Annotated in this window: 24 protein-coding genes and 2 pseudogenes; 16 read left to right on the top strand and 10 right to left on the bottom strand. The window is 70.2% G+C overall.

Going from position 1 to position 26,575, the window contains the following annotated elements:
- Nucleotides 1–117: 117 nt before the first annotated feature.
- The 8 genes and pseudogenes from M4D82_RS04300 to M4D82_RS04265 all read left to right on the top strand — a co-directional run.
- Nucleotides 118–513, top strand: a pseudogene (locus M4D82_RS04300) (FAD-dependent oxidoreductase); the annotation flags it as partial.
- Between the two features lie 336 nt (nt 514–849).
- Nucleotides 850–3,282: a phosphoenolpyruvate synthase gene (gene ppsA, locus M4D82_RS04295; RefSeq protein ID WP_249764746.1), complete on the top strand. Its 2,433-nt coding sequence runs from the start codon at nt 850–852 to the stop codon at nt 3,280–3,282.
- 43 nt (nt 3,283–3,325) lie between these two features.
- Entirely contained in the window at nt 3,326–3,823 is a 498-nt protein-coding gene (locus M4D82_RS04290) for a flavodoxin domain-containing protein (protein ID WP_249764745.1), read from the top strand.
- A 38-nt stretch (nt 3,824–3,861) separates the two neighbouring features.
- A complete protein-coding gene (locus M4D82_RS04285; protein ID WP_249764744.1) occupies nt 3,862–4,458 on the top strand; it encodes an Rv1733c family protein in 597 nt (198 codons plus the stop codon).
- Complete coding sequence (locus tag M4D82_RS04280; protein WP_249764743.1) at nt 4,451–7,126, top strand: cation-translocating P-type ATPase; 2,676 nt, start codon at nt 4,451–4,453, stop codon at nt 7,124–7,126. Before M4D82_RS04285 ends, M4D82_RS04280 begins: the two co-directional genes overlap by 8 nt.
- Before the next feature lie 18 nt (nt 7,127–7,144).
- On the top strand, nt 7,145–7,474 hold the full coding sequence (locus M4D82_RS04275) for a DUF1876 domain-containing protein (protein ID WP_249764742.1): 330 nt from the start codon (nt 7,145–7,147) through the stop codon (nt 7,472–7,474).
- Complete coding sequence (locus M4D82_RS04270; protein ID WP_249764741.1) at nt 7,467–8,384, top strand: ABC transporter ATP-binding protein; 918 nt, start codon at nt 7,467–7,469, stop codon at nt 8,382–8,384. The genes M4D82_RS04275 and M4D82_RS04270 overlap by 8 nt, the downstream gene beginning before the upstream one ends.
- Nucleotides 8,381–9,202, top strand: a complete 822-nt coding sequence (locus tag M4D82_RS04265) for an ABC transporter permease subunit (protein WP_249764740.1) — start codon at nt 8,381–8,383, stop codon at nt 9,200–9,202. Before M4D82_RS04270 ends, M4D82_RS04265 begins: the two co-directional genes overlap by 4 nt.
- Before the next feature lie 42 nt (nt 9,203–9,244).
- On the opposite strand, the gene M4D82_RS04260 is transcribed toward M4D82_RS04265, so the two are convergent.
- The 5 genes from M4D82_RS04260 to M4D82_RS04240 all read right to left on the bottom strand — a co-directional run bounded on the left by M4D82_RS04260 (nt 9,245) and on the right by M4D82_RS04240 (nt 13,443).
- Complete coding sequence (locus M4D82_RS04260; protein WP_249764739.1) at nt 9,245–10,237, bottom strand: Acg family FMN-binding oxidoreductase; 993 nt, start codon at nt 10,235–10,237, stop codon at nt 9,245–9,247.
- A gap of 151 nt (nt 10,238–10,388) precedes the next feature.
- A complete protein-coding gene (locus M4D82_RS04255; RefSeq protein WP_249764738.1) occupies nt 10,389–10,985 on the bottom strand; it encodes a CBS domain-containing protein in 597 nt (198 codons plus the stop codon).
- Nucleotides 10,986–10,998: 13 nt separating this feature from the next.
- Complete coding sequence (locus tag M4D82_RS04250; RefSeq protein WP_249764737.1) at nt 10,999–11,601, bottom strand: CBS domain-containing protein; 603 nt, start codon at nt 11,599–11,601, stop codon at nt 10,999–11,001.
- 273 nt (nt 11,602–11,874) lie between these two features.
- Nucleotides 11,875–12,744 carry a universal stress protein gene (locus M4D82_RS04245; protein WP_249764736.1) on the bottom strand — a complete coding sequence of 290 codons (870 nt, stop codon included), beginning with the start codon at nt 12,742–12,744 and terminating at the stop codon, nt 11,875–11,877.
- Nucleotides 12,745–12,777: 33 nt separating this feature from the next.
- Complete coding sequence (locus M4D82_RS04240) at nt 12,778–13,443, bottom strand: CBS domain-containing protein (protein WP_249764735.1); 666 nt, start codon at nt 13,441–13,443, stop codon at nt 12,778–12,780.
- Between the two features lie 253 nt (nt 13,444–13,696).
- Between M4D82_RS04240 and M4D82_RS04235 the strand changes: the two genes are divergently transcribed.
- The 5 genes from M4D82_RS04235 to M4D82_RS04215 all read left to right on the top strand — a co-directional run bounded on the left by M4D82_RS04235 (nt 13,697) and on the right by M4D82_RS04215 (nt 20,140).
- Nucleotides 13,697–14,605 (top strand): universal stress protein, encoded by a 909-nt coding sequence (locus M4D82_RS04235; protein ID WP_249764734.1) that lies wholly within the window; start codon nt 13,697–13,699, stop codon nt 14,603–14,605.
- Nucleotides 14,602–15,465 (top strand): universal stress protein, encoded by an 864-nt coding sequence (locus M4D82_RS04230; RefSeq protein WP_249764733.1) that lies wholly within the window; start codon nt 14,602–14,604, stop codon nt 15,463–15,465. The genes M4D82_RS04235 and M4D82_RS04230 overlap by 4 nt, the downstream gene beginning before the upstream one ends.
- Nucleotides 15,466–15,472: 7 nt before the next feature.
- Nucleotides 15,473–18,049 (top strand): cation-translocating P-type ATPase, encoded by a 2,577-nt coding sequence (locus M4D82_RS04225; protein WP_249764732.1) that lies wholly within the window; start codon nt 15,473–15,475, stop codon nt 18,047–18,049.
- Between the two features lie 2 nt (nt 18,050–18,051).
- Nucleotides 18,052–18,330, top strand: coding sequence for a DUF1918 domain-containing protein (locus tag M4D82_RS04220; protein ID WP_323139217.1), 279 nt, complete (start codon nt 18,052–18,054; stop codon nt 18,328–18,330).
- A 79-nt stretch (nt 18,331–18,409) separates the two neighbouring features.
- Complete coding sequence (locus tag M4D82_RS04215) at nt 18,410–20,140, top strand: sensor histidine kinase (protein ID WP_249764731.1); 1,731 nt, start codon at nt 18,410–18,412, stop codon at nt 20,138–20,140.
- 18 nt (nt 20,141–20,158) lie between these two features.
- On the opposite strand, the gene M4D82_RS04210 is transcribed toward M4D82_RS04215, so the two are convergent.
- The 3 genes and pseudogenes from M4D82_RS04210 to M4D82_RS04200 form a co-directional block, all read right to left on the bottom strand.
- Entirely contained in the window at nt 20,159–20,854 is a 696-nt protein-coding gene (locus tag M4D82_RS04210) for a response regulator (protein ID WP_249764730.1), read from the bottom strand.
- Nucleotides 20,855–20,944: 90 nt separating this feature from the next.
- Nucleotides 20,945–21,583 (bottom strand): CBS domain-containing protein, encoded by a 639-nt coding sequence (locus tag M4D82_RS04205; protein WP_249764729.1) that lies wholly within the window; start codon nt 21,581–21,583, stop codon nt 20,945–20,947.
- Between the two features lie 26 nt (nt 21,584–21,609).
- Nucleotides 21,610–22,075, bottom strand: a pseudogene (locus M4D82_RS04200) (Crp/Fnr family transcriptional regulator).
- A gap of 129 nt (nt 22,076–22,204) precedes the next feature.
- Between M4D82_RS04200 and M4D82_RS34260 the strand changes: the two are divergent.
- The 3 genes from M4D82_RS34260 to M4D82_RS04190 all read left to right on the top strand — a co-directional run bounded on the left by M4D82_RS34260 (nt 22,205) and on the right by M4D82_RS04190 (nt 24,857).
- Nucleotides 22,205–22,534: an SHOCT domain-containing protein gene (locus M4D82_RS34260; RefSeq protein ID WP_349637041.1), complete on the top strand. Its 330-nt coding sequence runs from the start codon at nt 22,205–22,207 to the stop codon at nt 22,532–22,534.
- A gap of 58 nt (nt 22,535–22,592) precedes the next feature.
- Nucleotides 22,593–23,063: a pyridoxamine 5'-phosphate oxidase family protein gene (locus M4D82_RS04195; RefSeq protein WP_249764728.1), complete on the top strand. Its 471-nt coding sequence runs from the start codon at nt 22,593–22,595 to the stop codon at nt 23,061–23,063.
- 90 nt (nt 23,064–23,153) lie between these two features.
- Nucleotides 23,154–24,857: a SulP family inorganic anion transporter gene (locus tag M4D82_RS04190; protein ID WP_249764727.1), complete on the top strand. Its 1,704-nt coding sequence runs from the start codon at nt 23,154–23,156 to the stop codon at nt 24,855–24,857.
- A gap of 426 nt (nt 24,858–25,283) precedes the next feature.
- Here the strand turns inward: M4D82_RS04190 and M4D82_RS04185 are convergent, their stop codons facing one another.
- Entirely contained in the window at nt 25,284–25,910 is a 627-nt protein-coding gene (locus M4D82_RS04185) for a CBS domain-containing protein (protein WP_249764726.1), read from the bottom strand.
- 26 nt (nt 25,911–25,936) lie between these two features.
- Entirely contained in the window at nt 25,937–26,401 is a 465-nt protein-coding gene (locus M4D82_RS04180; protein WP_249764725.1) for a Crp/Fnr family transcriptional regulator, read from the bottom strand.
- Nucleotides 26,402–26,575: the final 174 nt, after the last annotated feature.

The following is a 26,575-nucleotide window of genomic DNA, read 5'->3' as shown; positions in this document are numbered from 1 at the left end:
CTGGCACCGCTTCCCGCGGCGGCGGTCATTCCAGCTCCAGCCCTAGAGCCCGCCCAGCGGGCGACCGTACGGCGAAGGCCGCCGGGTCCGAGTTCTCGTTGATGGGTGAGGGCGGCAAGCGCGACGGGAACCCGGACCCGGCCCTTCTGCCCGCCGTCCCCGGCCGCCGGGACTTCACCGGGCGCCAGCTACACACCGTGCAGTACCGCAGCCCCGCCGAGTTCGCCAGGCAGCGCGCCGTCGTGGTCGGCGGCGGCAACTCCGGCGCCCAGATCGCCGCCTACCTCGCCGGCACGGCCGAGCTGACCTGGGTCACCCAGCGGCCGCCCCGCTACCTCGCCGACGACATCGACGGCCGGGCCCCCTTCGACGCCGCCACCGCCCGCCCGCGAGCCCTCTACTCCGGCCGCACCGACACCGGCGGGGTCGCCTCCCTCGGCGACATCGTCGCCGTACCCCCCGTCCGTGCCACCCGCGACGCCGGACTCCTGCGCGCGACACCGATGTTGATACCCCTTAGCGGGTCGAACAGAGTCATGGCCAGGTCCGGGCACCTGCTCAGCGCCAGGCCCTGGGCCGATCGGCCCCGCACCGCAGCGGCCCACTCGGCCCCCTGTGAATGGCCCTCTCAGCACTGCGGCCCCGGTGCCCTGCCGCGTGACCGTGGAACCCGGACGCCATTCCGGCGCCGCCTTCCGAAGAGGGTGACCACGATGCAGCGCATTCGGATCCAGACCCGGCCCAAGCAGCCTCACAAGCCCGCCCCGCTGGATCTGCGCACGCCGTCCGGCCGTCCCCTGCCGTACTGATCCCTGCCGACACGCAGCCCCGGAGGACGTCATGGGACACATGCGACGCATCGCACCGTTCACCGAGCTCGGCCGAGGCGACATCAGCCGGGTCGGCGGCAAGAACGCCTCTCTCGGAGAGCTGACCAGACGGCTGACCGCAGTCGGCTTGCGCGTGCCGCCCGGCTTTGCCACGACCGCCGACGCTTACGAGGAACTGCTCGACGGACACGGGCTGCGCACCGTTATCAGGGAGCAGCTCGACCGGCTCCACGATGGTGTCGCGCTCGAAGACGTGGGAGCGGGCATCCGTTCCATGATCATGGGCGAGGCTCTGCCCGAACCCCTGTCGACCGAGATCATCACGGCGTACGAGGACCTCGGCCGCGAGCTGGGGCGTTCCGACCCGGAGGTCGCCGTACGCAGCAGCGCCACCGCTGAGGACCTGCCGGAGGCCAGTTTCGCCGGCCAGCAGGAGACGTATCTGAACGTGAGCGGCGCCGTGCAGCTGCTGGACGCGGTGCACCGCTGCTTCGCCTCCCTCTACACCGACCGTGCGATCGACTACCGGGAGCGGATGGGCTTCGACCACCTCCAGGTCGCCCTGTCAGTCGGTGTCCAGGTGATGGTCCGCTCCGACCTCGCCGGAGCCGGGGTGATCTTCACCCTCGATCCCGAGAGCGGCTTCCCGAACGTCGTCGTGGTGAGCGCGGCCTGGGGCCTGGGCGAGACCGTGGTCAGTGGCCAGACCGACCCCGACGAGTACACCGTCTTCAAGCCCGGCCTCAAGGACCCGGCCCTGGACCCCGTCATCGACGTGCGGATCGGCGCCAAGCGCCGCAAGGCCGTCTACGCGAAGCGCGGGCTGACTGACACCGTGGACACCACCCCCGAGGAGCAGGCCCGGCGGGTCCTGACCGACGCCGAAGTGCGGCAGCTCGCCGAGTGGGCCGTCGCCGTCGAGGACCACTACGGCTGCCCGATGGACCTGGAGTGGGCGAAGGACGGCATCACCGGCGACCTGGCGATCGTCCAGGCGCGGCCCGAGACCGTGCAGTCCCGCCGGCGCCCCAAGACCCTGCGCCGCTGCCGCCTGACCGCCGCCCCGGGCGACGCGCTCGTCGAAGGCATCGCGGTGGGCGAAGCCATCGGAGCCGGTGCCGTATGTCGCATGGACACCCCTACGGACCTGGAACGTTTCCCAGCCGGAGCCGTGCTCGTCACTTCGATCACCGACCCGGACTGGGAACCGGTCATGAAGCGTGCCGCGGCCATCGTCACCGACCATGGCGGCCGCACCTCACACGCCGCGATCGTCAGCCGGGAACTCGGCGTACCCGCGGTCGTCGGCACCGGGAACGCCACAGAGGCGCTGCGTGACGGCGACGCCGTCACCGTCTCGTGCACCGAAGGCAGCCGGGGCAAGGTCTACGCGGGCCGCCTCCCGTACGAGGAGACCGAGACGGACCTGTCCGCCCTGCCCACCACTCGTACCCAGGTGATGCTCAACCTCGCCGACCCGTCGGCCGCCTTCCGCTGGTGGCGGCTGCCCGCGGACGGCGTGGGTCTGGCCCGCCTGGAGTTCATCGTCGCGCACCAGGTCAAGGTCCACCCCATGGCCCTCCTGCACCCGGAACGCCTGGATGCCGCCGACCGCTGCGCCATCGACCAGCTCACCGAGGGCTACCTCGACCGCGGCCGGTACTTCACCGACCGCCTCGCGTACGGCATCGCCCGGATCGCCGCCTCCCGCTGGCCCGACCCCGTCGTCGTCCGCACTAGCGACTTCAAGACCAACGAGTACGCCAAGCTCCTCGGCGGCCGCCCCTTCGAACCGGTCGAGGCCAACCCGATGATCGGATGGCGCGGCGCCAGCCGCTACTACAGCGACGGCTACCGGGAAGGCTTCGCCCTCGAATGCCAGGCCCTTCGCCGGGTGCGCGAGGAGATGGGCCTGACCAACGTCATCGTCATGATTCCCTTCTGCCGCACTCTGGAAGAGGCCGACAAGGTCCTCGAGGTGATGGCGGCCGAAGGACTCCGGCGCGGCGAGAGCGGCCTCAAGGTCTACGTGATGGCCGAGATCCCCGCCAACATCCTCCTCGCCCAGGACTTCGCCGAACGCTTCGACGGATTCTCCATCGGCAGTAACGACCTCACCCAGCTCACCCTCGGCGTCGACCGGGACTCCGAAGCCCTCGCCCACGTCTTCGACGAGAACGACCCGGCCGTCACCGACCTCATCCGGATCCTCCTCCCACGGGTCCAGGCCCTGGGACGTCCAGTGGGCCTGTGCGGACAGCGGCCCAGCGACGACCCGGCCTACGCCGCCTTCCTCGTCCATGTCGGCATCGACTCGATGTCCGTCGCCCCCGACAGCTTCGCCGCCGTCAAGCAGCACGTCGCCGTCGCCGAGGAGCGGCGCTATGGGGAGGACCGAATGGTCCCAGCAGGGATCCGTCCGGCCCAAGCGGAGCAGCCGTCGACCGCGTGACAGTGGCATCAGCAACGCACCATGGAACCAAGGAGCACCCGCCATGAGCACCAAGCGAGTCCTGGTCGCCTACGGCACCAAGCACGGTGCCACCGCAGGCATAGCCGAGCAGATCGGAAAGACCCTCCGCGAGGACGGTCTCGACGCCGTCGTCCTGCCCGCCGACGACGTCCACGACGTCCGCGCCTACGACGCCGTTGTCCTCGGCGGATCCCTCTACGCCGGCCACTGGAGCAGCAAGGCCAAGCACTGCGCAGAACGCAACGCCGACTCCCTGCGGCACCGCCCGGTGTGGATGTTCAGCAGCGGCCCGCTCGACCGCTCCGCCGAGGAACACGACATCCCCCCGGTCTCCGCGGTCGCCCGGCAGATGCAACTGGTCGGAGCGCGCGAGCACATGACCTTCGGCGGCAGCATCACGGCCCACACCCCAGGCTTCCTCGCCAAGGCGCTGACCCGCCAGGGCAAGGGCGGAGACTTCCGCAACCCCGAGCGGATCCAGAAGTGGGCCCACCACATCAGCGCCGAGCTCGCCGCCTGAAGGGACGGCCCCGGCTCGCACCAGCACGGAGGCGTGCCATGCACCACCGGACGACAGGGACGGGGGCCAACCCGCTCAGGCGTGATGCCGACCGCGCCCGGACCCGTTTGCGTGCCGCCTTCGCGCTCACCTGCCTGCTGGCAGTCATCACCGGCTTCGCCCTTGGGCGAGCCGCTTGGACGGACGGCCAGCGCACCGCCGAGGACATCGCGCGCCATCGACACAACGTAACGGCCACCACGATCGGCGAGACCGGCTACCGAGCGGGGGACCAGCCGAGCAGTCGGCCCGTAACCGTCGCGACCGCCACGTGGCACTACCCCTCGCGGCGCCCGCACACGGAAACCATCCCCGTTCCGGCAGGAACCCGGAACGGTGACACGGTCCGGGTGTGGGTCGACGACAACGGCAGTGCGGCTGCCGCTCCGCCCAGCCAGGCCGACATCGCTCTGAACGCGGTAGCCATCGGCACCGGAACACTGGCCGGGATCGTGCTCGCCGGCGGCGCCCTTGTCGCCGTGCGCCTCCGCATCGTGGACGCGCGCAGCGCACGGGCCTGGGAATCCGAGTGGGCGGGCATCGAGCCCCTCTGGTCCGGCCGCCTGCGCCCCGGCCAGGGAGCCGGCGATGAGTAAGACCGCTGCCGGCCCGGACCTCACACCGGACACCGCGCCGGATCCTCTCGAACCCCTGCCCCTGCTCCGTCGCGAACTGCACACCGGCCCTCTGGGCCTGTCGAGCCGGGAGGCGGCACGCCGACTGGCCGTCTACGGCCCGAACGAGGTCCGCCGCACCACCCGTACGAGCGTCCTGAGGGAACTCCTGCGGCAACTGGTCCACCCACTGGCTCTGCTGCTGTGGGCTGCGGCGGCCCTCGCCTTCATCGCTGCCATCGAGGTGCTCGGCTGGGCGATCGTCGCGGTCATCCTCGTCAACGCCGGATTCGCCCTCGTGCAGGAGCGGCAGGCCGAGAGGGCTGTCGAGACCCTGGCCGGCTACCTTCCCGCCCAGGCCAAGGTGATCCGCGACGGACAGCCACAGCACGTCCCGGCCCGGGACCTGGTCCCCGGCGACCTCATCGCCCTCGACGAGGGCGACCGGGTACCCGCCGACGCCCGCCTGACCGAGGGGGGAGTCGAGGCGGACCTCTCCATGCTCACGGGCGAGGCCACCCCCGTCGAGCGTGTTGCCGGCCCGGCTCTTGAAGGCCTCTCGCTGCTGCAGGAGCCCAACCTCGTCTTCAGCGGCACCACCGCCACCGAGGGGCAAGCGCAGGCGATCGTCTTCGCCACCGGAGACCACACCGAACTCGGCCGGATCGCCGCCCTCAGCCAGCGCACCCGCCGCGAACCGAGCCCACTGGAGACTCAGGTCAAGAAGGTCGCCTGGCTGATAGCTGCAGCCGCAGTCGCCATGGGAGTCGTCTTCCTCGTGCTGGGCGTCGCAGTGGGGCTGCCACTCACCGACTCGCTGATGTTCGCGATCGGTCTGCTCGTGGCCAACGTGCCGGAAGGGCTGCTGCCCACCATCACCCTCGCCCTCGCCGTCGGCGTACGAGTCCTCGCCCGCCAAGGCGCGGTGATCAAGCGGCTGAGCGCCGTGGAGACCCTCGGCTCCACCAATGTCATCTGTACTGACAAGACCGGCACCCTCACCCGCAACCAGATGCGCCTGCACTCCACCTGGACACCACCGCACGAGACGCCGAGCGGTTCGGAGACCGCCGAACTGGTCCACGCCGCCGCGCAGTGCACGACCGTCACCCTCGAGAGCGACGGCGGGCTGCACGGTGACCCGACCGAGATCGCGCTGGTGGAGGGAGCCACACAGCACGCTGCGCCTGTCGACCTGGCCGACCGGGACACCCACCGCCGCGCCTGCTTCCGCTTCGACCCGCGCCTGCGCCGCATGTCGGTGGTGCTCCGCACTGACGACCACGACAGCCTCGGCGTGATCGTCAAGGGCGCCCCGGAGAGCGTCCTGGCACTACTGGCCGAAGGAGAGCCGACTGCGCAAGCTCAGACCGCCGCCGACACACTAGCCGCGGACGGCATGCGCGTGCTGGCCGTCGCGGTGCGCGAACTGCCGCCCGGCACAACGGCACCGCTGCAGCGGCAGGACGTCGAGAGGGACCTGCACCTGCTCGGACTGGTCGGACTGTACGACCCGCCGCGCCCCGAGGTCGCCGACGCGGTCGGGCGCTGCCACGAGGCGGGTCTCACCGTCCACATCGTCACCGGCGACAACGGTGCCACCGCCGCCGCCGTGGCCCGCGCCGTCGGTATCGGTACGACGAACCTGCACGTGGTCGCCCAGTCCGAGGCGATCGACGACCACGAGCTCGACCATCTCCTGCGCCTGGAAGGCACGGAGATCGTCTTCGCCCGCTCCTCGCCCGAGACCAAACTGAAGGTGGCCGACGCCCTGCGGGCCCACGGACAGATCGTGGCCATGACCGGCGACGGCGTGAACGACGCTCCGGCCCTGCACCGTGCCCACATCGGCGTCGCCATGGGGCTCTCGGGCACCGACGTCGCCCGCGAGGCGTCGACCATGGTCCTGACCGACGACAACTTCGCCACCATCGTCACGGCCATCGAGTCCGGCCGCCGCGTCTACGACAACGTCAGGAAGTTCATCGTCTACATCTTCGCCCACCTCACCCCCGAGGTCGTGCCCTTCCTCGTGTTCGCCCTCTCAGCCGGGGCCGTACCGCTCCCGCTGACCGTCCTGCAGATCCTCGCCATCGACCTGGGGACCGAGACCCTTCCGGCCCTCGCCCTCGGCCGTGAGCGCGCCGAGCCGGGAATCATGTCCCGCCCGCCCCGCCCCAGTTCCCAAAGCGTGATCAACAAAGACATGCTCGTACGCAGCTGGGGTTGGCTCGGCACCATCTCCGCAGCCCTCGTCATGACCGCCTTCTTCTACGTCCTGTGGCGCGCGGGCTGGCACCCCGGCGACCCCACCGGACCCGGAACCCCGCTCCACCACGCCTACCTCACCGCGACCACCGCCACGTTCGCCGGCATCGTCACCTGCCAGGTCGGCACAGCTATCGCTGCCCGCACCGACCACGCCGCCCTGCGCGACATCGGCTTCTTCAGCAACCCGTTGCTCCTGGCCGGCATCGCCTTCGAACTCGTCTTCACCGCGGCGCTCGTGTACGCGCCGCCGCTCCAGAACCTCTTCGGTACCGCCGCCCTCCCGCTGGACGTCATCCTTCTCATCTCGGTCTTCCCACCGCTGGTCTGGGGAACCGACGAGGTCCGGCGCTGGGCCCGACGCCGACACCACCGCTCCTGAACCCACCGGAGGCACACGATGACGCACACGGCCGAATGGAAGACCCACGTCTACCTCTTCGAGGAAGAGCACACGACGAAGGTTCGCGTCGAACTCGACACCGGCACCACCCGTCTCACGGGCCACGGCACCGCGCGCTGCAACCCCACGGACAAGGACGTGCCTGAGATCGGCGACGAACTCGCAACTGCCCGGGCGCTTGAAAACTTGGCGATGCAGCTCAAGCGCACCGCCTACGGCGACATGGCAGCAGCAGGAACCGCACCGCGCCACGACCCCCTCCCTGCCTACAGCCTTGGATCAGCAGGCGGGTCTCACGCATCAGGCTCAGACTGGACCCATGGGTGACGGGCCGGCGATCGAGCTGACCGGACTGACCAAGAGGTACGGGCCGGTGACGGGAATCGACCGCCTGAACCTCACTGTGAGACCAGGTGAGGTGTTCGGCTTCCTCGGCCCTAACGGCGCGGGGAAGACAACCACACTGCGGTGCCTGACCGGGCTGCTCCGGCCGAGCGAGGGACGTGTGCGGGTGCTCGGACTGGAACCGATCGCCGATCACCGCCGGGTGGCCCCCCAGCTGGGGTACTTGCCGGGTGAACTGCGCCTCTACCCGGAACTTTCCGGAGCGGAAACCCTCGATCTGCTGTCCGCGCTCCAAGGAGCACCCGTACCGCGCCGCGGCGAGCTGTGCGATCGGCTGGGGCTGACGTCCGCGATCCTCGCCCGCCTCGTCGGGGGTTACTCGCGGGGCATGAAGCAGAAGCTCGGGCTGGTGCAGGCGATGCAGCACGACCCACATCTGGTGGTGCTCGACGAACCGACCGAAGGACTCGACCCTCTGGTCCAGGAGACGTTCTTCGAATTGCTGGGCGAGGCGGCCGACGCCGGACGCACCGTCCTGCTCTCCAGCCACATCCTGCCGGAGGTGCAGCGCACATGCGGGCGGGTAGCGATCATCCGGGACGGACGGCTGGTCACGGTCCAGAGCGTGGCCCGCCTGCGCGAGGCCCGTGCCAGGCGGATCAGGCTGTCCTTCGCGGACGGAGAGGGGCCACGGCCCTTGGGCGGCGCAGAACGTTGGGCCCCGCGCTGGCAGGGGGACCGGGTGGAGCTGCTCGTGCCACCGAGCGAGGTGGTGGGCGCCCTGCGCACCCTGCTCGACATGCCGGTAGCCGACGTCACGGTGGAAGAGGCCGGGCTGGACGAGGCCTTCATGGACCTGTACCGCAACGGCGCCGGGCGGGAGGAGCCGTGAGACGGCAGTGGCCGCTGCTGTGGCTCGCCCTGTACCGGCGGCGCCGGATGCTGGCCGCCCTGCTCGTCGGGATGGTCGTCTTCGAGGCGCTCATCGTGGTGGTCGCCAACGCGATTCCTCCGGGGCAGCTCTTCTCCTCGGGCGGGAAGGGACCGCCCTCGGCCTACCGGGCCTTCAGCGGATCCAGCGGCGACGTGTCGATCGCCAGCTACCCCGGGCTGCTGGGCGCCGGCCTCACCCACCCGTTCTGGATCGCCATGCAGCTCACCGCGATCGGGTCGCTCGCTGCGGCCGCCGTCGCCGCGGACGTGGAATCCGGGACGGTGGAACTCGTCATGGTGCGTCCCGTCAGCCGTACCCGGCTTCTGACGGAGCGGACCGTCGCGCTGGTGCTCGCGGCGCTGGCCCTGAACCTGGCAGCGACCCTCACGGTCGCGGTGGGGGTGGCGCTGTCCCCGGACATCGACCGTGCGGTGCCGATCGGCGGGGTGTTCGCCGCCGGGGTCATGGGCCTCGGCTTCGCCCTGTGCCTGATCGGGCCGGCGATGGCCGTATCGGCGGCGGGACGACGGCGGGCTCAGGTGGTCGGCGCCACCATCGCGATCGGGGCCGTCGGTTTCGCCGTCAACTTCATCGCCCTGGCCTGGTCGCCCGCAGCATCGCTGAGGTTCCTCAGCCCGTTCCACTACTACGCCCCCGGCGACGCCCTGGCCGAAGGCGACGTGCTCTGGCCCCAGCTCGGGATCCTTGTCGGAACGGGAGTGCTGGGCATCCTGCTGGCTCATGTGCTGCTCCAACGCCGAGACCTCGCGCCCTGAGCGGATTCGCCATTCGAGCGTCTACGCGTCTTCCGCGGGTTTCTACTCCCGGAGTTCCAGGACCTCAGTCAACGGGCGACGGGGCGTGTCGGGGCCTGCGGGGCCGTAGCCGAGGCGGAAGACCATCTGCACGTGCCCCATGGCCGCGACCGGGTCTCGCACCGTCCACCGCAGCTCCGGCCATTCCAGGGGATGGGACGTCATCGACGTGGCAAGTCCGTCAGCGGTGGCCTGCAGAAGGACGCGCTCCATTGCCTGACCGGCGCGCATCCAGTCGGCTTTGGTGTCCACCTCGGTGCTCAGCAGAGCCAGCTGCGGCCGCTTCTCGAACACGGCCCAGCCGCGATCCGGTATCGGGTTGGCCCAACCGAAGTCGCGTACGGGGGTGGGACCGCCGGAGCCCTTGGGTCCGAATGCGGAGGCGGGAATGCCGTCCCGACGTGTGTCTGCAGCACTCTGGGGGTGGGAGGTCCAGGCCGCGGTTTCCGCCTGCGCGAGCGGATCGATCTCCTCGCGGTGTTCGGCGTCCCGGACCAGCCCGAGCACGGTGTCGATATGCCACGTATCAGGGACGGTCAGCCGGCAGCCCTCCAAGTGGGCCGCAGCCCACAGACCGTCCAGCAGTGCCGTCGGCACCGGCTCCTCGCTGAAGGGGTACCGGCTGGTGTGCCGACGCCGGATGGCGGCGTGCAGGGAGGCCAGCTCGCGGTCCACGCCCGTCGTTTCGTCGATGGTCACCGTGGCGAGCAGCCATGGTTCGGCGTCGTCGGGCAAGAGCTGCACGCGAACCGGCAGACCGATCCAGGCCGCGGACACGCGCAGGTTGAACAGTGCTGCGGCGCAACCCAGGTGGAGGCCACGGTGGTTCGGGTCGGTTCGGGTCATGGCGCGTTCCGGGTCGCCGTAAAGAGCGAGGGCGCCGCTGCCGACATGGAACACGAACTTCCACGGCTGGGCGTTGTGCATGGACGGGGCAGTGACGGCGTCGCCGACGAGCTGGATGACGGTGTCGGGGTCGAGGTGTGTTGCGGTCATGGGACTGGTCCTGTCTATGTGGCCTCAGTCGTGCGCCACGACGGCGACCGGTGGGGCCCGATAGTCGGCTGCTTTCAGGCTCTGCCTCCTGCGAGGTCCTTGGAAAGGACCGAGCGGCCCAACCTGGGACCGACCGGCCCTCCTTGCCCGGTCAGCTCTGTTCAGCCTCCGTGCAGGTGAGTCTGTTGTCGACGTCGACGACCCCGTCGACGCTCTGGCAGAGGCGGATCACCACGGGCAGCAGTCCGGGCCGCGGCACGGTGCCGCTGAGGGTCACCAGGCCGTCGTCGACTTCGACGGTGATGGCCGAGGGAGGGAGGTGGAGTGTCCGGGTCAGGACGTCTTCGAGGATCTCTTCCTGTATCGCGTGGTCGCGGCGGAGGAAGAGCTGGATCAGATCGCTGCGGCTGAGTACGCCGACCACCCGGCCTTCCGCGTCGACGACCGGCAGCCTTTTGACCCGGTGCCGCTGCATGACGCGGGCCGCGCGGACCACGCTCCACTCGGGTCGGGCCGTGACGGCCGGGCTGGTCATCAGCTCCTCGGCTGTTGCCGCACCACCGGCGGGCCGCCGACGGAGAAGGTCGGCTTCGGAGACGACGCCGACCGGGTGCCCGGATTCGTCGATCACGGGCATGGCGGTGATGTCGAACTCCTTCAGGAGCCGGGCGATCTCCTTGAACGCGGTCGTACGCCGGACGGTGACGGCGGTGTGCGTCATCAGGTCCGAGACGCTGCGGTGCCGCATGACGGTCGTGCCCTCATGCGGATACGGGGACGGTGAAATCCGCCTTGACGTCGACGACGCCCGGTACGGTGCCGGCGGCACGTACGACGACGTCTTCCATCGCGGGGTCCGGCAGCGACCCGTTGAGGTAGGCGATGCCGTTGGCGACGTGGACGTGAACCTCGGCGGAAGCGTGCGGGATCAGCTGGTAGGTGATCATCTCGCGGATCTCGGCGCCGATGTCCTCGTCGGGGCGCAGGAAGACCTTGAGCAGGTCGCCGCGGCTGACGACGCCGACGAGGCGGCCGTCGCCGTCGACCACGGGAAGGCGCTTGAGGTGCCCGCGGGCCATCAAACGCGCCGCGGTGGGAATGGTGGCGTCCTTCGTGACGGTCACGGCCGGGCGGGTCATCAGCTGCTCGGCGGTGGTGTCGTGGGGCGTGTCGGCGCCTTGGGGCTTGAGCAGCAGATCGGCTTCGGAGACGACGCCGACCACCTGTCCGTCCTGGGTCAGAACTGGGAGCGCGCTTACGTTCCACATCCGCAGCGCTTCCACGATGTCCTTGAACGCGGTTCCTCGGTCGATGGAGATCACGGCGTGTGTCATGACGTCATCGATGGTGCGCAGGTGCTTCATGGTCTTCCTCCTCGACGGGACGGCCGGTACTCGCGATGGTGTGCAGGGCGACCCGTCCGTGGGTAGGGCCGTCCGGGGCCTCTAGGCGGTCCGCCCGGCCCTGGTGGGCTCCGCCTGGGGGTGGTTCCATGAAAGTGCGGAAAGGGTCCTTGCGAGGATGCGGAGAAGCGGCCGAGTGCCGCGCACCGCACAATCGGGATCCGCGAGAAGCGGGCGGACTCTTTCCGCCCTTTTTTGCGCGCGGCATACGTCCGATTCACCGGTAGCGCTCCTTCAGTCGTGGGCGATGACGGCCACGGGGGCTGCTGCGTGGTGAAGGACCGCGTGGGCGACCGAGCCCAGGTGCGCGCCGAGGGCGGAGCGGCGCACATGGCGTCCTACGACGACGAGTTGCGCGCCCTGCGCGGCCCGGACGAGATGATCACCCGCGGATCCCATGAACACGCTGTGGCTGACGTTCACGTCGGGGAACTTGTGCCGCCAAGGCAGCAGCATGTCGTCCACCATGTGTGTGACGCTCCTGCCGATGTCCCGTTCGTTGTCCGGGTCGAAGAAGGGGACGTAGCTGTAGGCGGGCGGCAACTTCCAGCCGTGTACGGCCCGCAGTGGGCAGTCGCGCCGGGCCGCCTCTTCGAAGGCGAAGGTGAGTACCCGGTCGCACGCTTCGTGGATGTCAACGCCGACGACGACCTCGCCGCTGGAGCCGGTGCCCGGGCCGGCCGGGTCGTCGGCGACGCGAACGAGGACAACCGGGGTGTCGGTCGCGACCACGGTGGACATCGCCACCGAGCCGACGATGAAACCGACCAGACCGCCCAGGCCACGCGATCCCAGGACCAGCAGCCCGGCGTCGGCGAACTCGGCCGCGAGGGCGGCGGCCGGCCGTGCTGTCAGGCAGCGGGTCGTGATCTCCAAGTTCGGGTGGCGCCCGTGCAGCTCTTGCCCGGCTTCGGTCAGGGCCTGGTCGGCCCAGCGGTCCACGTCCTGGCGGCCCAGTCCGGGAAACACCGGGTCCAGGGGCCAGTCGACGGCGTGCACGAGGCGCAGCGGCACCTGCCGCAGGACGGCCTCCTGTGCGGCCCAGCGTGCTGCTGCCCGGCTTTCCGGGGAGCCGTCGACTCCGACGGTCACGTGCTTCTGCATGGCTGCGATTCCCTTCGCGCGGTCCGGTGCTCATCACCACGGCATTGCGTGCCGGGCGTGGTCCGCGTGGGTTGCCGTGTCGTCGGTGCGGGCGGTGACGCGTGATGCCACGGCGACGACCCCGTCGAGCTGTTCGACGAGGCTGAGAAGTGCGGGGAGCTGACTGCGGCGCTCGACATGGCCGTCCAGGGTGACGATGCCGTCCACCACGTGGACGTCGATGTCACCGGGTGGCACACCGAGTACCTCGGTGAGGACCTCGTCGGTGACGCGTCGGCGTATCTCGGAGTCCGGGCGCAGGAACATGCGGAGCAGGTCCCGGCGGGTGACGATGCCGACGAGCCGGTCCTCCACGTCCACGACGGGGAGGCGTTCGATACTCCGGCGGGTCATCAGCCGTGCGGCGTCAGTCGCTGTCTCTTCGGCGTGGACGGTGACCGCAGGTACGGACATGACCTCGCCCGCGGTGGGCGGCCCAGTTGCCGTCCTGCTCTGCTCGAGGTCATGGGGGCCCGGCACCGTGTGGGCCAGCAGGTCCGTCTGCGAGACGACGCCCACCACGCGGTCCTCGTCGTCCAGGACGGGGACTCCGGAGATGTCGTACTGGGCGAGGAGCTTCGCGACGTCCTTGAAGGCGGTGCCGGGGGCCACGGAGACGACCTCGTCGGTCATCAGGTCCGCCACCTTGATGTGCTTCATGGGGCCCTCCTGCTCCGCCCAGTCGCGCGAGGCTGATGTCCGGTGTGGGGTGTGCCCCCACCATCCGCCGGCGACTGCCCGTGATCGAGGGCCGAACGGTCCCGTCCGAGGGCCCGTAAGGGCCCGGGGTTGCCGAGCCCGGGACGATGGGGACCTTTGGTCCCGTCGGCGGTCCCGGGCGGCCCTCTTCCTTATGCGTCCACGGTGCCAGCGTGAGTGGTGTCCCTCATCGGCTTCTCGGTTGGGAGGAATCGTGGAAAGCACCTTCCGCACCCCGGACACCAGCTCGGTCACGGTCGGCGTGGACGGCTCGGAGTCGGCACGCGTCGCTGCTCTGTGGGCGGCCAAAGAGGCCGTACGCCGTGACCGTCCCCTGCACATCGTCTACGGCGCCGACACCGACGGCAGAGCCTTGTACCTGTCGGCGGAGACCATCGAACGGGTCCGCGTCAACGGCCGGGCGCTCCTGGACGACACGGCGGAGGCTGTGTCGGCCGAGTACCCCGGGCTGACCGTGACCACCGAATTCAGCCGCGCCGGCGCCGTCGACACCCTGCACCGGGCCGGCGGGCTCCACGGCACGGTCGTGGTGGGCAACCGCGGCCTGGGCGGGTTCAACTCCCTCATGCTCGGATCGGTCGGACTGGGCACCGCGGCCATCGCCATGACGCCCGTCATAGTCGTCCGAGGCATCGAGGGGACCGAGGAGACCGGAACGGTGCTCGCCGCGGTACGCGACGAACACGACCTCTTGATCGCCCGGTACGCCGCCCGGGAAGCCGAGCTGCACAAGGCCTCCCTGCGGCTGCTGCACGTGTGGAACGTGCTCCAGTCCGTCGGTGAGGCGGTCACCATGCTCGACGGCGTCGATGAAATCGCCGGCGGGCACGCAGAGACCCTGCGGGCCGTCACGGACGTGATCCGCGGCGAGTTCCCCGACCTTGAGGTACAGGCCGATGCGGAGAAGAGCATTTCCGTGGCCGGTGTCCTGGTCGAGGCGTCCCGACACGCAGACCTGCTCGTCATGGGCGGACGCCGGATCCCGGGGCCCCTCGGACTCGCCCCCAACCTGGGCAAGGCCACGCACAGCCTGCTGCACCACGCCCACTGCCCCGTCCTCCTCATCCCCCGGACCGGCAGCGACTTCGGGAGTCAGTCATGACCAGCCACCCGTCAGCAAGCCGTGACATCGTCGTGGGCATCGACCCGGACAGGGACTGGCACCTCGCCCTGGCCTGGGCCGCCGACGAGGCACAACGGCGCAGGCTCCCGCTGCGCCTGGTGCTCGCCGTACCGCCCCAGCACGACACCCATCACGTCGATGACGCCCCCGGCCAGATCGCCCTGCGGCAGGCCGGATCCGACAGACTCGAACAAGCGTGCGACTGGGTACGTGACCGCCACCCCGAGGTGGCTGTCACCGGTGACCTGCTGAGCGGCTTCCCCGCCCCCGTGCTGGGCGGCGCGGCGCGAGAGGCCCGCATGGTCGTCCTCGGTTCCCGGCACCTGAGCCGCACCGCCGAGTTCTTCAGCGCCGGCTCGCTCGTGGTCCCCGTCACCGCCCAGGCCCGTTGCCCGGTCGTCGTCGTGGGCGACGCCGAGCACATCAGCCAGCAGCCGCCCTATTTCGTCGCGGGTATCGACGGAAGCGCGTCCGCCACGGCCGCGCTGGCCTTCGCCTTCGACGAGGCCGACCTTCGAGGGGCGGCGCTGCGGGTCGTCTGCGTGTGGCAGCCACCGCTCATCATGCTGGACGACGAGGAGGTGGCGCTGCGGGCCCAGCGCACTCTGCTTTCCGAGGCCACCGCCGGCTTGGCCGAGAAGTACCCGGACGTGCACGTGACACACGAGGTCCTCACCGGCCACCCCGTCGAGGAACTGGCCCGGGCCGCCGAGCACGCCCTGGCCGTCGTCGTGGGCCGCCGCGGCCGCGGCGGATACACCGGCATGCGGATCGGATCCGTCGTCCACGGCCTCCTGCACCGTGCACACTGCCCCGTGATCACCGTCCCCACTGGATGAGCCCGCCATGACCAGCCGCGCGATCGAAGTGCCGTCCGCCGGCTCCTCAGCTCCGGCGGGGCTGACGCAGGCCGAGGCCGAACGCCGACTGGCCCGGTACGGCCGCAACGAGGTGGCACCTCCGCCGCCCACCCCCCTCCACCGCCGCGTGCTGGCCCAGCTGCGTGATCCACTGATCATGGTGCTGCTCGGTGCCGCACTCCTGACCATCGCGATCGGCGACCACCCGGACGCCGTCGTCATCGGACTGGTGGTCGTCTTCAACACGACGGTGGGAGTAGCCCAGGAGGTCCGGGCGGACCGCGCGGTCGCCGCGCTCTCCGCTCTCTCGGCCCCCCACGCCCGGGTACGGCGTGACGGCGCGGCCTACGAGGTGTCGGCAGCGCTCGTGGTGCCGGGTGACAGCCTGCTGCTCGGTGAGGGAGACATCGTCGCCGCAGATGCCGATCTTGCCGAGGCGTCCGCTCTCCTGATGGACGAGTCCATGCTCACTGGCGAATCGGAACCCGTCGCCAAGATCACGGGTGACACGGTCAGCGCCGGCACCGTCGTGGTACGCGGTCGGGGTGTCGCAACGGCCACGGCCACAGGATCTGCCAGTGCCCTCGGTCGGATCGCGGCGCTCCTCGACGGGGATCACGGCCCGACACCGCTCCAGCGCCGCCTCGCGTCCCTCGGCCGTGTTCTGGCCGCCGTCACCCTGGCTCTGTGCGTGCTGTTCTTCGCCCTGGGCCTCGTACGCGGCCTCGGCGTGAGCACGATGGCGGTCACGGCCATCAGCCTGGCGGTCGCCGCGGTGCCCGAGTCCCTGCCCGCCGTGGTCACCCTTGCACTTGCCCTCGGGGCCCGCCGCATGGCGGCCCGGGGCGCCCTGATCCGACGCCTGCCGGCGGTAGAGACGCTCGGATCGGTGAGCGTCCTGGCCACGGACAAGACCGGCACCCTCACCGAGGGCCGCATGGTCGTCCAGCACGTATGGACGGCGTCGGGAGCCGCAGACGTATCCGGCAGCGGATACGAACCCCACGGAAACCTGACCCGGGCCGGACGCTCCCTGACGCCCGAGCAGTTCCGCCCGCTGCAGGAGCTGCTCACCACGGCAGCCCTGTGCAACGACGCGAGCCTGAAACCGCCCCAGAGCGGTTCCGGCGCGTGGACTGCCGTGGGCGATCCCATGGAGGCCGCGCTGCTGGCAGCGGCTGCCAAGGCCGGCTGCCCCGACCCCGCCCATCTGCACCAGGCGTGCCCTCGGATCGGAGAAGCACCCTTCGACAGCCTGCGCAAACGGATGACCACCCTGCACCACCTGCCCGACGGCAACGTCCTGGTCTGCCTCAAGGGAGCACCGGAGACCGTCCTGGCGCCCGCGGTGCTCGCCGAGCCGCCCGGAGTCCTGGACCAGGCCCGTCGGCAGGCCGCCGAGCTGGCCGCGCACGGATTCAGGGTCCTGGCGGTGGCAGGCGCCGAACGGCTCCAGTGGAGCCTGCCCGCCGCCGAGGCGGAACACGGACTGAGCCTTCTCGGCCTGATCGCCATCAGCGATCCGCCGAAAGCGGCAGCCGCGGCCACCTTGGCAGCCTGCCGCGCCGCCGGCATCACACCGGTCATGATCACCGGCGACCACCCTGCGACGGCCCACGCCATCGCCGCACGCATCGGACTCGTCGAGGGCGGCCCAGCCGATGCGGTCGTCACCGGACCCGAGCTGGCCGCAGCACCGGACACCGACCTCACCGCGGTCCGCGTCTTCGCCCGGACCGATCCACAGCAGAAGCTGGACATCGTCCACGCCTGGCGAGCCCGCGGCGCCGTGACCGCAATGACCGGGGACGGCGTCAACGACGGCCCCGCCCTGCACCAGGCCGACATCGGCGTCGCCATGGGCGCCCGCGGCACCGAGGTGGCCCGCCAGGCCGCCGACCTCGTCCTCACCGACGACGAGCTCTCCACCGTGGTCACGGCCGTCGAGGAAGGCCGCCGCGTCTACGACAACATCCGACGCTTCCTCGTCTACGCCATGGCCGGCGGAACCGCCGAGATCCTCGTGATGCTGGCAGGCCCCTTGCTCGGCCTGGCCCTGCCGCTGCGGGCGGGCCAGATCCTGTGGATCAACCTCCTCACCCACGGCCTCACCGGCGTGGCCATGGGCGCCGAACCGGCCGCGCCGGAGGCCATGCGGCGCCCGCCCAGGCCGCCCGGACAGCACATCCTGGCCGCAGGCGTGTGGCAGCGCCTCCTCGTCCTCGCCGCAGCCGTGACGGCGTTCAGCCTGATCGCAGGCATCGGCGCGCGCTCCATGGGCCTGCCCTGGCAGAGCGTGCTCTTCCTGTCTCTGCTCGGGGCCCAGCTGGGCGTGGCCCTGGGGCTGCGGGCCCGGTTGCTCACCACCCAGAACCTCTTCCTCCCCGCCTCCGTGGCGGCTTCCGCCTTCTTTGCGATGGCCGCCTTGCACGTTCCCGCTCTGCGGTCGCTGCTGGACACCCAGCCGGTGGGTTGGGCCGGCACCGGGCTCGCCACCGCGGCAGCCCTCGCGGCATTCGTAGCCGCCCGGCTCCTGAGAGGCGCATTCCACAGAAAGGCATGAACATGAACGCGAATCCGCTTGCCCACGGGCACGGGATCCACGCCGAGGTGGGCGACCAGATCGTCGTGGGAGGCCCCACCGTCGGCACGCCGGGCCGCGACGGCGAAGTCATCGCCCTGCACCACGACGACGGCACCCCGCCGTACGACGTGCGCTGGTCGGACACAGGCCGTACCACCGTGTTCTTCCCCGGCCCGGACGCCCACGTCCGGCACCTGCACGACGAAACCGGTACGCCCGGGCACGAGGAGAGCCCGAATGGGGCAATGACCTCCCCCTGAGTGGGAAGGCCGGGCCATCCGGCCGGAGATACCGTGGAAGCGATGGCCGTCTCGCCATCACTTCCGGCCGGAGGTGGGCATGAGCACAGGGGAACAGCCCACCCGGAGCGGTGTTCCTCGACTGCGGCTCGACGAACTGCTGGATGAGCTGCAGGTACGGATCGACGAGGTCAGAGGCACGCGGGACCGGCTGAACGGTCTGCTCGAGGCCGTCATGTCCGTGGGCCGGGAGCTTGACCTGCCGCAGGTGCTGCGCGGGATCGTCGAGGCTGCCGTGGTGCTCGTGGACGCCGAATATGGGGCTCTCGGCGTCATCGGGAACGACAAAAAGCTGGCCGAGTTCCTTCCCGTCGGCATCAGCGACGACCTCCGCGCACAGATCGGAGACCTGCCCTCCGGCCACGGCATCCTCGGTGAGCTGATCCGCCACCCCGAGCCGCTGCGACTGTCGGAGCTGTCCGAGCATCCGGCCTCCTACGGGTTCCCGGACCACCACCCGCCGATGCACTCTTTCCTCGGTGTCCCGATCCGCATTCGCGAGGAGGTCTTCGGCAACCTCTATCTGACCGAGAAGCGCGGCGGAGCCGAGTTCGACGCCGAGGACGAGGCGGTCCTGTCCACCCTCGCTGTCGCGGCCGGCATCGCCATCGAAAATGCCCGGCTCTTCGAGGAGGTCCGGCTGCGGGAGCGCTGGCTGGAGGCCAGCTCCGACATCACCAGCGCCCTGCTCTCCGGAGCGCCCGAGGAGGAGGTCCTCGAAGGCATGCTGGAGCGGGCCAAGGACATCGCCAGCGCCGATATGGGCGTCTTCTACCTGCTCGGCCCCGCCGGTGAACTGCGAGGCTCGCTTGCCCTCGGGGAGGGAGCCGAGGCGCACCGCGGGATCGTCCTGCCCAGCACTCAGGGCACTCTCGCCGAGGCCGCCCTGGCACGCAACGGCCTCATCACCGTCCCCGACGTGGCGATCGATGAGCGCGTCACCGTGCAACCCGAGCGGTGGGCGGGCTTCGGCCCGGCCGTGGCCGTCACTGTCGGCACCAAGGAAAAGCTCAGTGGCGTCCTGATGCTCGCCCGGCGGCACGGTCACCCCGTATTCGCCACCACGGAGGTCGCCGCGCTTCCGGGGTTCGCGGGCCAGGCCGCCCTCGCACTGGAGCTTGCCGACAGGCGCCGCGACACCGAGCAGATGAGTCTGCTGGAGGACCACGACCGCATCGCCCGTGACCTGCATGACCTGGCCATCCAGCGACTCTTCGCCACCGGCATGACCCTCCAGAGCGCCCAGCGCTTCGTCGACCACCCCCAGGCGTCCGAGCGCCTCGCGCGCGCCGTGGACGACCTCGACGCCACCATCAAGATCATCCGATCGACCATCTTCGGACTCCGCGAACACGAGGCCCCCGGTGAAACGTCCAAGATGCGCTCCCGCCTGGCCCAAGCCCTGGATGAGGCCTCGGCAGCCCTCGGCTTCGCCCCGGCTCTGCGGGTGGAGGGGCTGATCGACACGGACGTACCGTCGGCCGTCGCGGACGAGGCCCTCGCTGTGGTGGGGGAAGCTCTCAGCAACGTCGCCCGCCATGCCGAGGCGACGCGGGCGGAGGTCTCGATCGTTGCGGCCGACGGGAACCTGACGGTCACCGTGACCGATAACGGCGTCGGCCTGCCCGCAGGCGGTCGGCGCAGCGGACTGCGGAACCTGGCCGAGCGTGCCGAACGGCTCAGCGGCCAGATGGAGGCCGCGGCGCGGCGCGATGGGGAGCGGGGCACTCGCCTGGAGTGGCAGGTACCTCTGGTCTCGCCACCGCGCTGACCGTCGCCGGGTTCCTGCCTACTTCGCCGTCCTGGCACCGTGCTCGCGCACTTGGGCGGCGATCACGGCCGCCTGGACCCGCCGCTCCACTCCGAGCTTGCCCAGGAGCCGTGAGATGTGGTTCTTGACCGTCTTCTCGGACAGGTAGAGCTGCTTGGCGATCTGTCGATTCGTGAGGCCCTCGCCGATGAGCTCCAGGACGGCACGCTCCCGTTCGGACAGAGCCGCCAGGCGGGCGTCCTCCGGTGCCTTCGCCGTTTCCGGGTCGCGCAGGGAGTGCATCAGGCGGGCGGTGGTCGCAGGGTCCAGCATGGACTGTCCGGTGGCGACCGTGCGTACGGCCGAGACCAGATCGGAGCCCTTGATCTGCTTCAGGACGTAGCCGGAAGCCCCTGCCATGATCGCGTCCAAGAGGGCGTCCTCGTCGTCGAACGAGGTCAGCATCAAACAGGCCAGGCCCGGCATGCGTGAGCGCAGCTCGCGGCAGACGGTGATGCCGTCACTGTCGGGTAGCCGCACGTCGAGTACGGCGACGTCCGGACGGAGCGCCGGCCCGCGGGCGAGCGCCTGCTCGGCCGTTCCGGCTTCGCCTACGACCGTGATGTCCGGCTCTGCGTCCAGGAGGTCCCGCAGCCCGCGCCGGACCACCTCGTGGTCGTCGAGGAGGAACACCTTGATAGGCGCCCCGGCGGACGTGTTCGAATCCTCGGACATGATCGCCCCTGGCTCGGTCCGTGCTGTGCGTTTCCCTCCGAATTGTCTCAGGAAGACGCACAATGCACCCGTGGCCGACGAGCAGGCTCGCTAGGCAGTGATGGTGCTTTCCAGCTCCATCCGGACGTCCACGACGCCCTCGACCGCGCGGATCGCCCGTGCGAGCAGGGGGACCAAGGCCCGATCCCGCAGCGGGCCGCGAAGAGCGACGACGCCGTCTTGTACGACGAATTCCAAGGTCACACCGGGTGCCAGTTCGGTGAGCACGGTCTGGCGGATCTCCTCCTCGAGCTCCTCGTCAGGCCTCAGGAACACCTTCAGGAGGTCACTGCGGCTGACCACACCCTCCAACATCCCGAGCGCGTTCACCACGGGCAGGCGTTTGACGTGCTTGCGCGCCATGATCCTTGCAGCTTCGGCGACGGGCGCGTCGGGGTGCACGGTGATCGCCGGACTCGACATGAGCTCCTCGGCCAGAACCGCTCCGGCCTTCGACGCTTCCTCCAGCTGCTCGGGCAGCGCGGGGTCCGCACGCCGGAACTCCTCCTTCGGCAACAGGTCCGCCTCGGAGACCACGCCGACGACCCGTCCCTCGCCTTCCAGGACGGGAACCGCGCTGACCTTCCACTGGTTCATCAGCTCGACGATCTCCTTGTAGGACGCCTCGCGGCCGATGGCGACGGCGGTGTGCGTCATGACGTCACTGACGGTGTAGCGGGATGCGGGCATGACCGGCTCCTTCGCGGTACGGACGATCAAAGGAAGCTGCCGCTGCCGTAGGGCGCGTACAGATCGAGAAGGCGCACGCGGGCGGCCTGCAGCCGGTTGGCGAGGACCTGCCCGACCCAGTGGCCCAGGGCAGAGCCGAAGGCGGCGTCGGCGTCCATCAGCGTCCGTACGCGCTCCGCATCGAACTCGTACGCACGGACAGGTGTCATCGCCTCGGCGCCCAGGCGCCAGGAGTACGGCTTGAAGAGCCACGAGCAGCCGACCAACTGGCCGGCGCCGAGGCTCTCGATGACGGCGGCGCGCCGCCCAGGTACATGGACGTCCAAGGTCACGGTTCCGGACCGGACGATCCAGAACCGATCGGCGTGGCCACCCTCGCGAAAGAGATGGGCCCCCTCGTCGAAATTGACCTCGTGGGCCAGTTCCATTCAGACGGGAGCGGCAGTCGGCGGGCAGCGCCTCGGAGATACGGGTGGGTGAAGGGGTGCTCATGAACGGCCTCCTGTTCGAGTCCGTCTTCAGTCTTGGCGTTCCCGCCGGCTCAGGCATGGGCCCTCCGGTCCCGTCTATGGGCCGACTGGCCCATGCCGAGGACGGCGCAGCCAGAGATCCTGGCATCAGATGGCCGGCTCGCGGCCGTCGACCCGTCCACCTGGCAGGTGCGCGATGTACTGGAATGGCCATGGCATGGGGGCCTGGGGATGGTTCGCCATGTCCCTCACCACGCTGATCGTCTGGACCCTGATCGTCGCAGCGACCGTCCTCGTGGTCCGCGCTCTCAGGCGAGATGGTGCGGACGGGCGCACAACAGCCGCGCCGTACGCAGCCTCCGACAGGGGGGCCGAGAGGCTTCTCGCGGAACGATTCGCCAGAGGCGAGATCGACGACGAGGAGTACAGCCGGCGGCTTGCGGTGCTGCGAAGCCACGCCCCTGGGCCCACGCCCCTTTGAGAAGCCAACAGCGGGCAAGGGCACCGGCGTCCCGCCCGCTTGACCGAGGATGCCCACGATGAAGAGCGACCCGGCCGGTACGATCACCAGCTCGCCTTCCGTCAGCATGCCGAGACGGCAGATGGAAGAGCTCAGCGCTGACGAGGCGCTGCGGCTGCTGGGCACCGTCGAACTGGGCCGGATCGTGTTCACCCGTCACGCGCTGCCCGCGGTGCGCCCCGTCAACCACCTTCTCGACGCCGGCGACATCATCGTCCAGGTCCAGGACGGCTTGACGCTGGCAGCCCTGCTCGCGGCCCAGGGGGATGCGGGCGTGGTCGTCGCGTACGAAGCCGACTTCATCGATCAAGGCGAACGCCTGGGGTGGAGCGTGGTAGCCACCGGCTACGCCACCGCCGTCACCGCCCCCAGCGAGATCGAGCGCTACGCGCACCTCCTGCAGCCTTGGGTCGAGGGCACCGCATCGGGCGCCATCCGGATCAGGCCCGACCTGATCACCGGCTTCCGGCTGCGTGAGGGCAGCCCGTAGAGGTCGGCCCACTCGCGCGCTTCACCTCCTTGCAGCCCTCCGCCCGGCACCATGGTGAGGCACAGGCCCGAATGGAGTTCCGGAGGTGCCATGCCGAAGCACGGACGGATCGCTGCGATCCCGCCCGCCTTCCGTGGCTACCGGAGGAACTGGTTACGCGGCGACGTCCTGGCCGGGATCACGGTCGCCGCCTACCTGGTCCCCCAGGTCATGGCCTACGCGGGCGTGGCAGGTCTTCCCCCGGTCGTCGGCCTGTGGGCCGTCCTGCCGGCCATGGTCCTGTATGCCGCGAGCGGCACCTCGCGCCTGCTGTCCGTCGGACCGGAGTCGACCACCGCCCTCATGACCGCCGTGGCCGTCGGGCCGCTCGCAGCCGGCGACCCCACGCGCTACGCGGCGCTCGCCGCAGCCCTGGCCCTCGTCGTCGGCCTGCTCTGTTTGGTCGCGTGGGCCATCCGGCTCGGCTTCCTGGCCGACCTTCTCTCCAGGCCCGTGCTAGTCGGCTACCTGGCTGGAGTCGCCTTCATCATGATCGTGGATCAGCTGCCCCGCCTCACCGGGACCAGCGGCAGCGGATCGGGGTTCTTCCCCCAGCTCTTCTCGTTCCTCCGGCACATCGGCGACCTGCACTGGCCCACGACCGTAATGGCCGCGGGCTGCCTGCTCCTTCTGTTCACCCTGCCTCTGCTGTGGCGTGCTCTGCCCGGACCACTCGTTGTCCTCGTTCTCGCAACAGCGGTGGTGACGGTCTTCGCACTGGACGAGGACCAGGGAATCGACATCATCGGCGCGGTCCCGACCGGCTTGCCGGGTTTTGTTCTGCCCCGGCTGACTGACCTCACCGCCCTGGTGCTCCCGGCTCTCGGCGTTCTGCTCGTCGGCTACACCGACGTGGTCCTGACCGCACGCGCCTTCGCCCGGCACGACGACCCACACCCCCTGGACGCGAACCGCGAGCTGCTGGCCCTCGGCGCGGCGAACCTCGGCGCCGGAGTCCTGCACGGCTTCCCGGTCAGCAGCAGCGCCAGCCGCACCGCCCTCGCGGACTCCTCGGGAGCCCGTACCCAGGTGTACTCCCTCGTCGGCGCCGCCTGCGTGGCCGGCGTCCTCCTCTTCCTCGGCCCGGTGCTCGCCCACACCCCCTCCGCCGCCCTCGGCGCCATCGTCGTCTATGCCGCCCTGCGCCTCGTCGAGGTGAGCGAATTCCGCAGGCTGGCAGCCTTCCGACGCCGCGAGTTCCTGCTCGCCCTCGGCTGCGGACTCGGCGTCCTCGCCCTCGGCATCCTGTACGGCGTGCTCCTCGCCGTGGCGCTGTCCGTCGCCGAACTCCTCACGCGGGTCGCCCGACCCCACGACGCCGTCGAGGGAATCGTCCCGGGCCTGGCCGGCATGCACGACGTCGACGACTATCCGAGCGCGCGCACCATTCCCGGCCTCCTCATCTACCGCTACGACTCACCGTTGTTCTTCGCGAACGCCGAGGACTTCCGCCGCCGGGCGCTGGCCTCGGTGGCGGTCCAGGACGAACCTGTGCACTGGTTCGTCCTGAACACCGAGGCCAACGTCGAGGTCGACATCACCGCCCTCGACGCCGTCGAGGCCCTGCGCTCCGAACTTACCCAACGGGATATCGTGTTCGCGCTCGCCCGCGTCAAGCAGGACCTGCGCCGGCCCCTCGACGCCTACGGCATGACAGCGAAGATCGGCCCGGAGCGCATCTTCCCCACGCTCCCCACAGCCGTTGCCGCCTATCGGGACTGGCAACGCGTCATGGGCCACGATCCAGCCCTCTGAGCAGGTCTCATGACCGAGTAGCCGGGCGCCGAAGACGGGAGGATCAGTGTAGGAGCTGCCTCGGTGGAGCTGCGGTCCTGTCCAGTTCCAGGAGGGCCGGCATGACTTCGCGGCGAACCTGCTGTCTGTCTTGAGCGCTCCGTAGCCGCAGCCGTCCATACCGCGTCAGATGTGGTTCGAGAAGGTTGCGGATGAGTTTGTAAACATCGGGATGCCGACGGCCGAGCTCCTCGCGGGCCTCGCGCGCCGCTGCCACAAGGAGGGGTTTTTCGGGATGAGTGTGCTCGGCAATGCTGATGGCATCGTGTACGGCGTGCCGCAGGCGCCCGTTCTCGCCGTACCGCTGGAGCAGGTTCCCGAGGAGACGTCGTCGGCCCATCAGTTCCCTCACCTCGTGGAGCGACTGTGGACGCAACTTAGCCTGAATCAGACCGCGTGCCGTGGCGCGCTCGATCGCGCCGTGTCTGGTCCGGACGGTTCGGCCAGGGGGATCCGGCTGCTGTCCCCGACCTGGCCGGTCAGGCTGGCGACGCCGTGGGACACGGTGACCTTGACGGACTCGTGGGAGAGCGGGAAGAGGCGCTTGACGACGCTCTCGCTGATCTCGGCTGTGAGTTCGTCGTCGGTGCGGAGGAAGACCTTCAGGAGGTCGGCGCGGCTGACGATGCCCTCCAACATGCCGAGGTCGTTCACCACGGGCAGGCGCTTGACGCGCCTGCGGGCCATGATCCGGGCGGCTTCGGCGACGGGAGCGTCGGGGTGCACGGTGATCGCCGGGCTCGACATGAGCTCCTCGGCCGGCACCGCGCCGGCCTTCGACGCCTCGTCCAGCTGGTCGGGAAGCGCGGGATCCGTACGGCGGAACTCCTCCTTCGGCAGCAGGTCCGCCTCGGACACGACGCCGACGACCCGGCCTTCGCCCTCCAGAACGGGGACCGCGCTGACCTTCCACTGGTGCATCAGCTCGACGATCTCCTTGTAGGACGCTTCGCGACCGATCGCGACGGCGGTATGTGTCATGACGTCACTGACGGTGTAGCGGAATGCGGGCATGACCGGCTCCTCGCCGTGCGAATGATTCAGAGGAAGCTGCCGCTGCCGTAGGGCGCGTAGAGATCGAGCAGACGGACCCGGGCGGCCTGCAGCCGGTGGGCGAGGACCTGCGCGACCCACTGCCCGAGGGCCGAGCCGAAGCGGGGGTCGGCGTCCATCAGCGTCCGAACGCCCGCCGCGTCGAACTCGTACGCGCGTACGGGAGTCATCGCCTCGGCGCCGAGCCGCCAGGTGGGGGGCTTGAACAACCAGGAGCAGCCGACCAGCTCGCCGGCGCCGAGGCTCTCGATGACGGCCGCGCGCCGACCGGGCACGTGGACGTCCAAGGCGACGGTGCCGGACCGGACGATCCAGAAGCGGTCCGCGTGACCGCCCTCGCGGAAGAGACGCGTACCTTCGGCGAAGTTCACCTCCCGGGCGAGTTCCATCAGGCGGGACCGGCAGTCGGCAGGCATGGCCGCGGCGAAGCGGATGGGGGAGGGGGTGCTCATGACGGGCCTCCTTGGTCGAGTCCGTTTCCAGTCTCTGCAGCCGGTGCCCATCCATGTAGGGACCCTCTGGTCCCCTCCGGGGGCCGATCGGCCCATGCCCCGGCTCGGCGCAGCCGGAGATCCTGGCAGCGGACGGCCCAACAGCGGCCCCCGCCCCCTCGATCCGGCAGGTGT

The organism is Streptomyces sp. RerS4, assembly GCF_023515955.1.
In the GTDB taxonomy this organism is placed as follows: Bacteria; Actinomycetota; Actinomycetes; order Streptomycetales; family Streptomycetaceae; genus Streptomyces.
This window is presented reverse-complemented; position numbering and strand designations above follow the sequence as displayed.

Coding starts and splice junctions, on each gene's coding strand:
- ppsA (WP_249764746.1), top strand. CDS start 850: ATGCGACGCATCGCACCGTTCACCGAGCTCGGCCGAGGCGACATCAGC.
- M4D82_RS04290 (WP_249764745.1), top strand. CDS start 3,326: ATGAGCACCAAGCGAGTCCTGGTCGCCTACGGCACCAAGCACGGTGCC.
- M4D82_RS04285 (WP_249764744.1), top strand. CDS start 3,862: ATGCACCACCGGACGACAGGGACGGGGGCCAACCCGCTCAGGCGTGAT.
- M4D82_RS04280 (WP_249764743.1), top strand. CDS start 4,451: ATGAGTAAGACCGCTGCCGGCCCGGACCTCACACCGGACACCGCGCCG.
- M4D82_RS04275 (WP_249764742.1), top strand. CDS start 7,145: ATGACGCACACGGCCGAATGGAAGACCCACGTCTACCTCTTCGAGGAA.
- M4D82_RS04270 (WP_249764741.1), top strand. CDS start 7,467: ATGGGTGACGGGCCGGCGATCGAGCTGACCGGACTGACCAAGAGGTAC.
- M4D82_RS04260 (WP_249764739.1), bottom strand. CDS start 10,237: ATGACCGCAACACACCTCGACCCCGACACCGTCATCCAGCTCGTCGGC.
- M4D82_RS04255 (WP_249764738.1), bottom strand. CDS start 10,985: ATGCGGCACCGCAGCGTCTCGGACCTGATGACGCACACCGCCGTCACC.
- M4D82_RS04250 (WP_249764737.1), bottom strand. CDS start 11,601: ATGAAGCACCTGCGCACCATCGATGACGTCATGACACACGCCGTGATC.
- M4D82_RS04245 (WP_249764736.1), bottom strand. CDS start 12,744: ATGCAGAAGCACGTGACCGTCGGAGTCGACGGCTCCCCGGAAAGCCGG.
- M4D82_RS04240 (WP_249764735.1), bottom strand. CDS start 13,443: ATGAAGCACATCAAGGTGGCGGACCTGATGACCGACGAGGTCGTCTCC.
- M4D82_RS04230 (WP_249764733.1), top strand. CDS start 14,602: ATGACCAGCCACCCGTCAGCAAGCCGTGACATCGTCGTGGGCATCGAC.
- M4D82_RS04225 (WP_249764732.1), top strand. CDS start 15,473: ATGACCAGCCGCGCGATCGAAGTGCCGTCCGCCGGCTCCTCAGCTCCG.
- M4D82_RS04220 (WP_323139217.1), top strand. CDS start 18,052: ATGAACGCGAATCCGCTTGCCCACGGGCACGGGATCCACGCCGAGGTG.
- M4D82_RS04215 (WP_249764731.1), top strand. CDS start 18,410: ATGAGCACAGGGGAACAGCCCACCCGGAGCGGTGTTCCTCGACTGCGG.
- M4D82_RS04210 (WP_249764730.1), bottom strand. CDS start 20,854: ATGTCCGAGGATTCGAACACGTCCGCCGGGGCGCCTATCAAGGTGTTC.
- M4D82_RS04205 (WP_249764729.1), bottom strand. CDS start 21,583: ATGCCCGCATCCCGCTACACCGTCAGTGACGTCATGACGCACACCGCC.
- M4D82_RS34260 (WP_349637041.1), top strand. CDS start 22,205: ATGGCCGGCTCGCGGCCGTCGACCCGTCCACCTGGCAGGTGCGCGATG.
- M4D82_RS04195 (WP_249764728.1), top strand. CDS start 22,593: ATGAAGAGCGACCCGGCCGGTACGATCACCAGCTCGCCTTCCGTCAGC.
- M4D82_RS04190 (WP_249764727.1), top strand. CDS start 23,154: ATGCCGAAGCACGGACGGATCGCTGCGATCCCGCCCGCCTTCCGTGGC.
- M4D82_RS04185 (WP_249764726.1), bottom strand. CDS start 25,910: ATGCCCGCATTCCGCTACACCGTCAGTGACGTCATGACACATACCGCC.
- M4D82_RS04180 (WP_249764725.1), bottom strand. CDS start 26,401: ATGAGCACCCCCTCCCCCATCCGCTTCGCCGCGGCCATGCCTGCCGAC.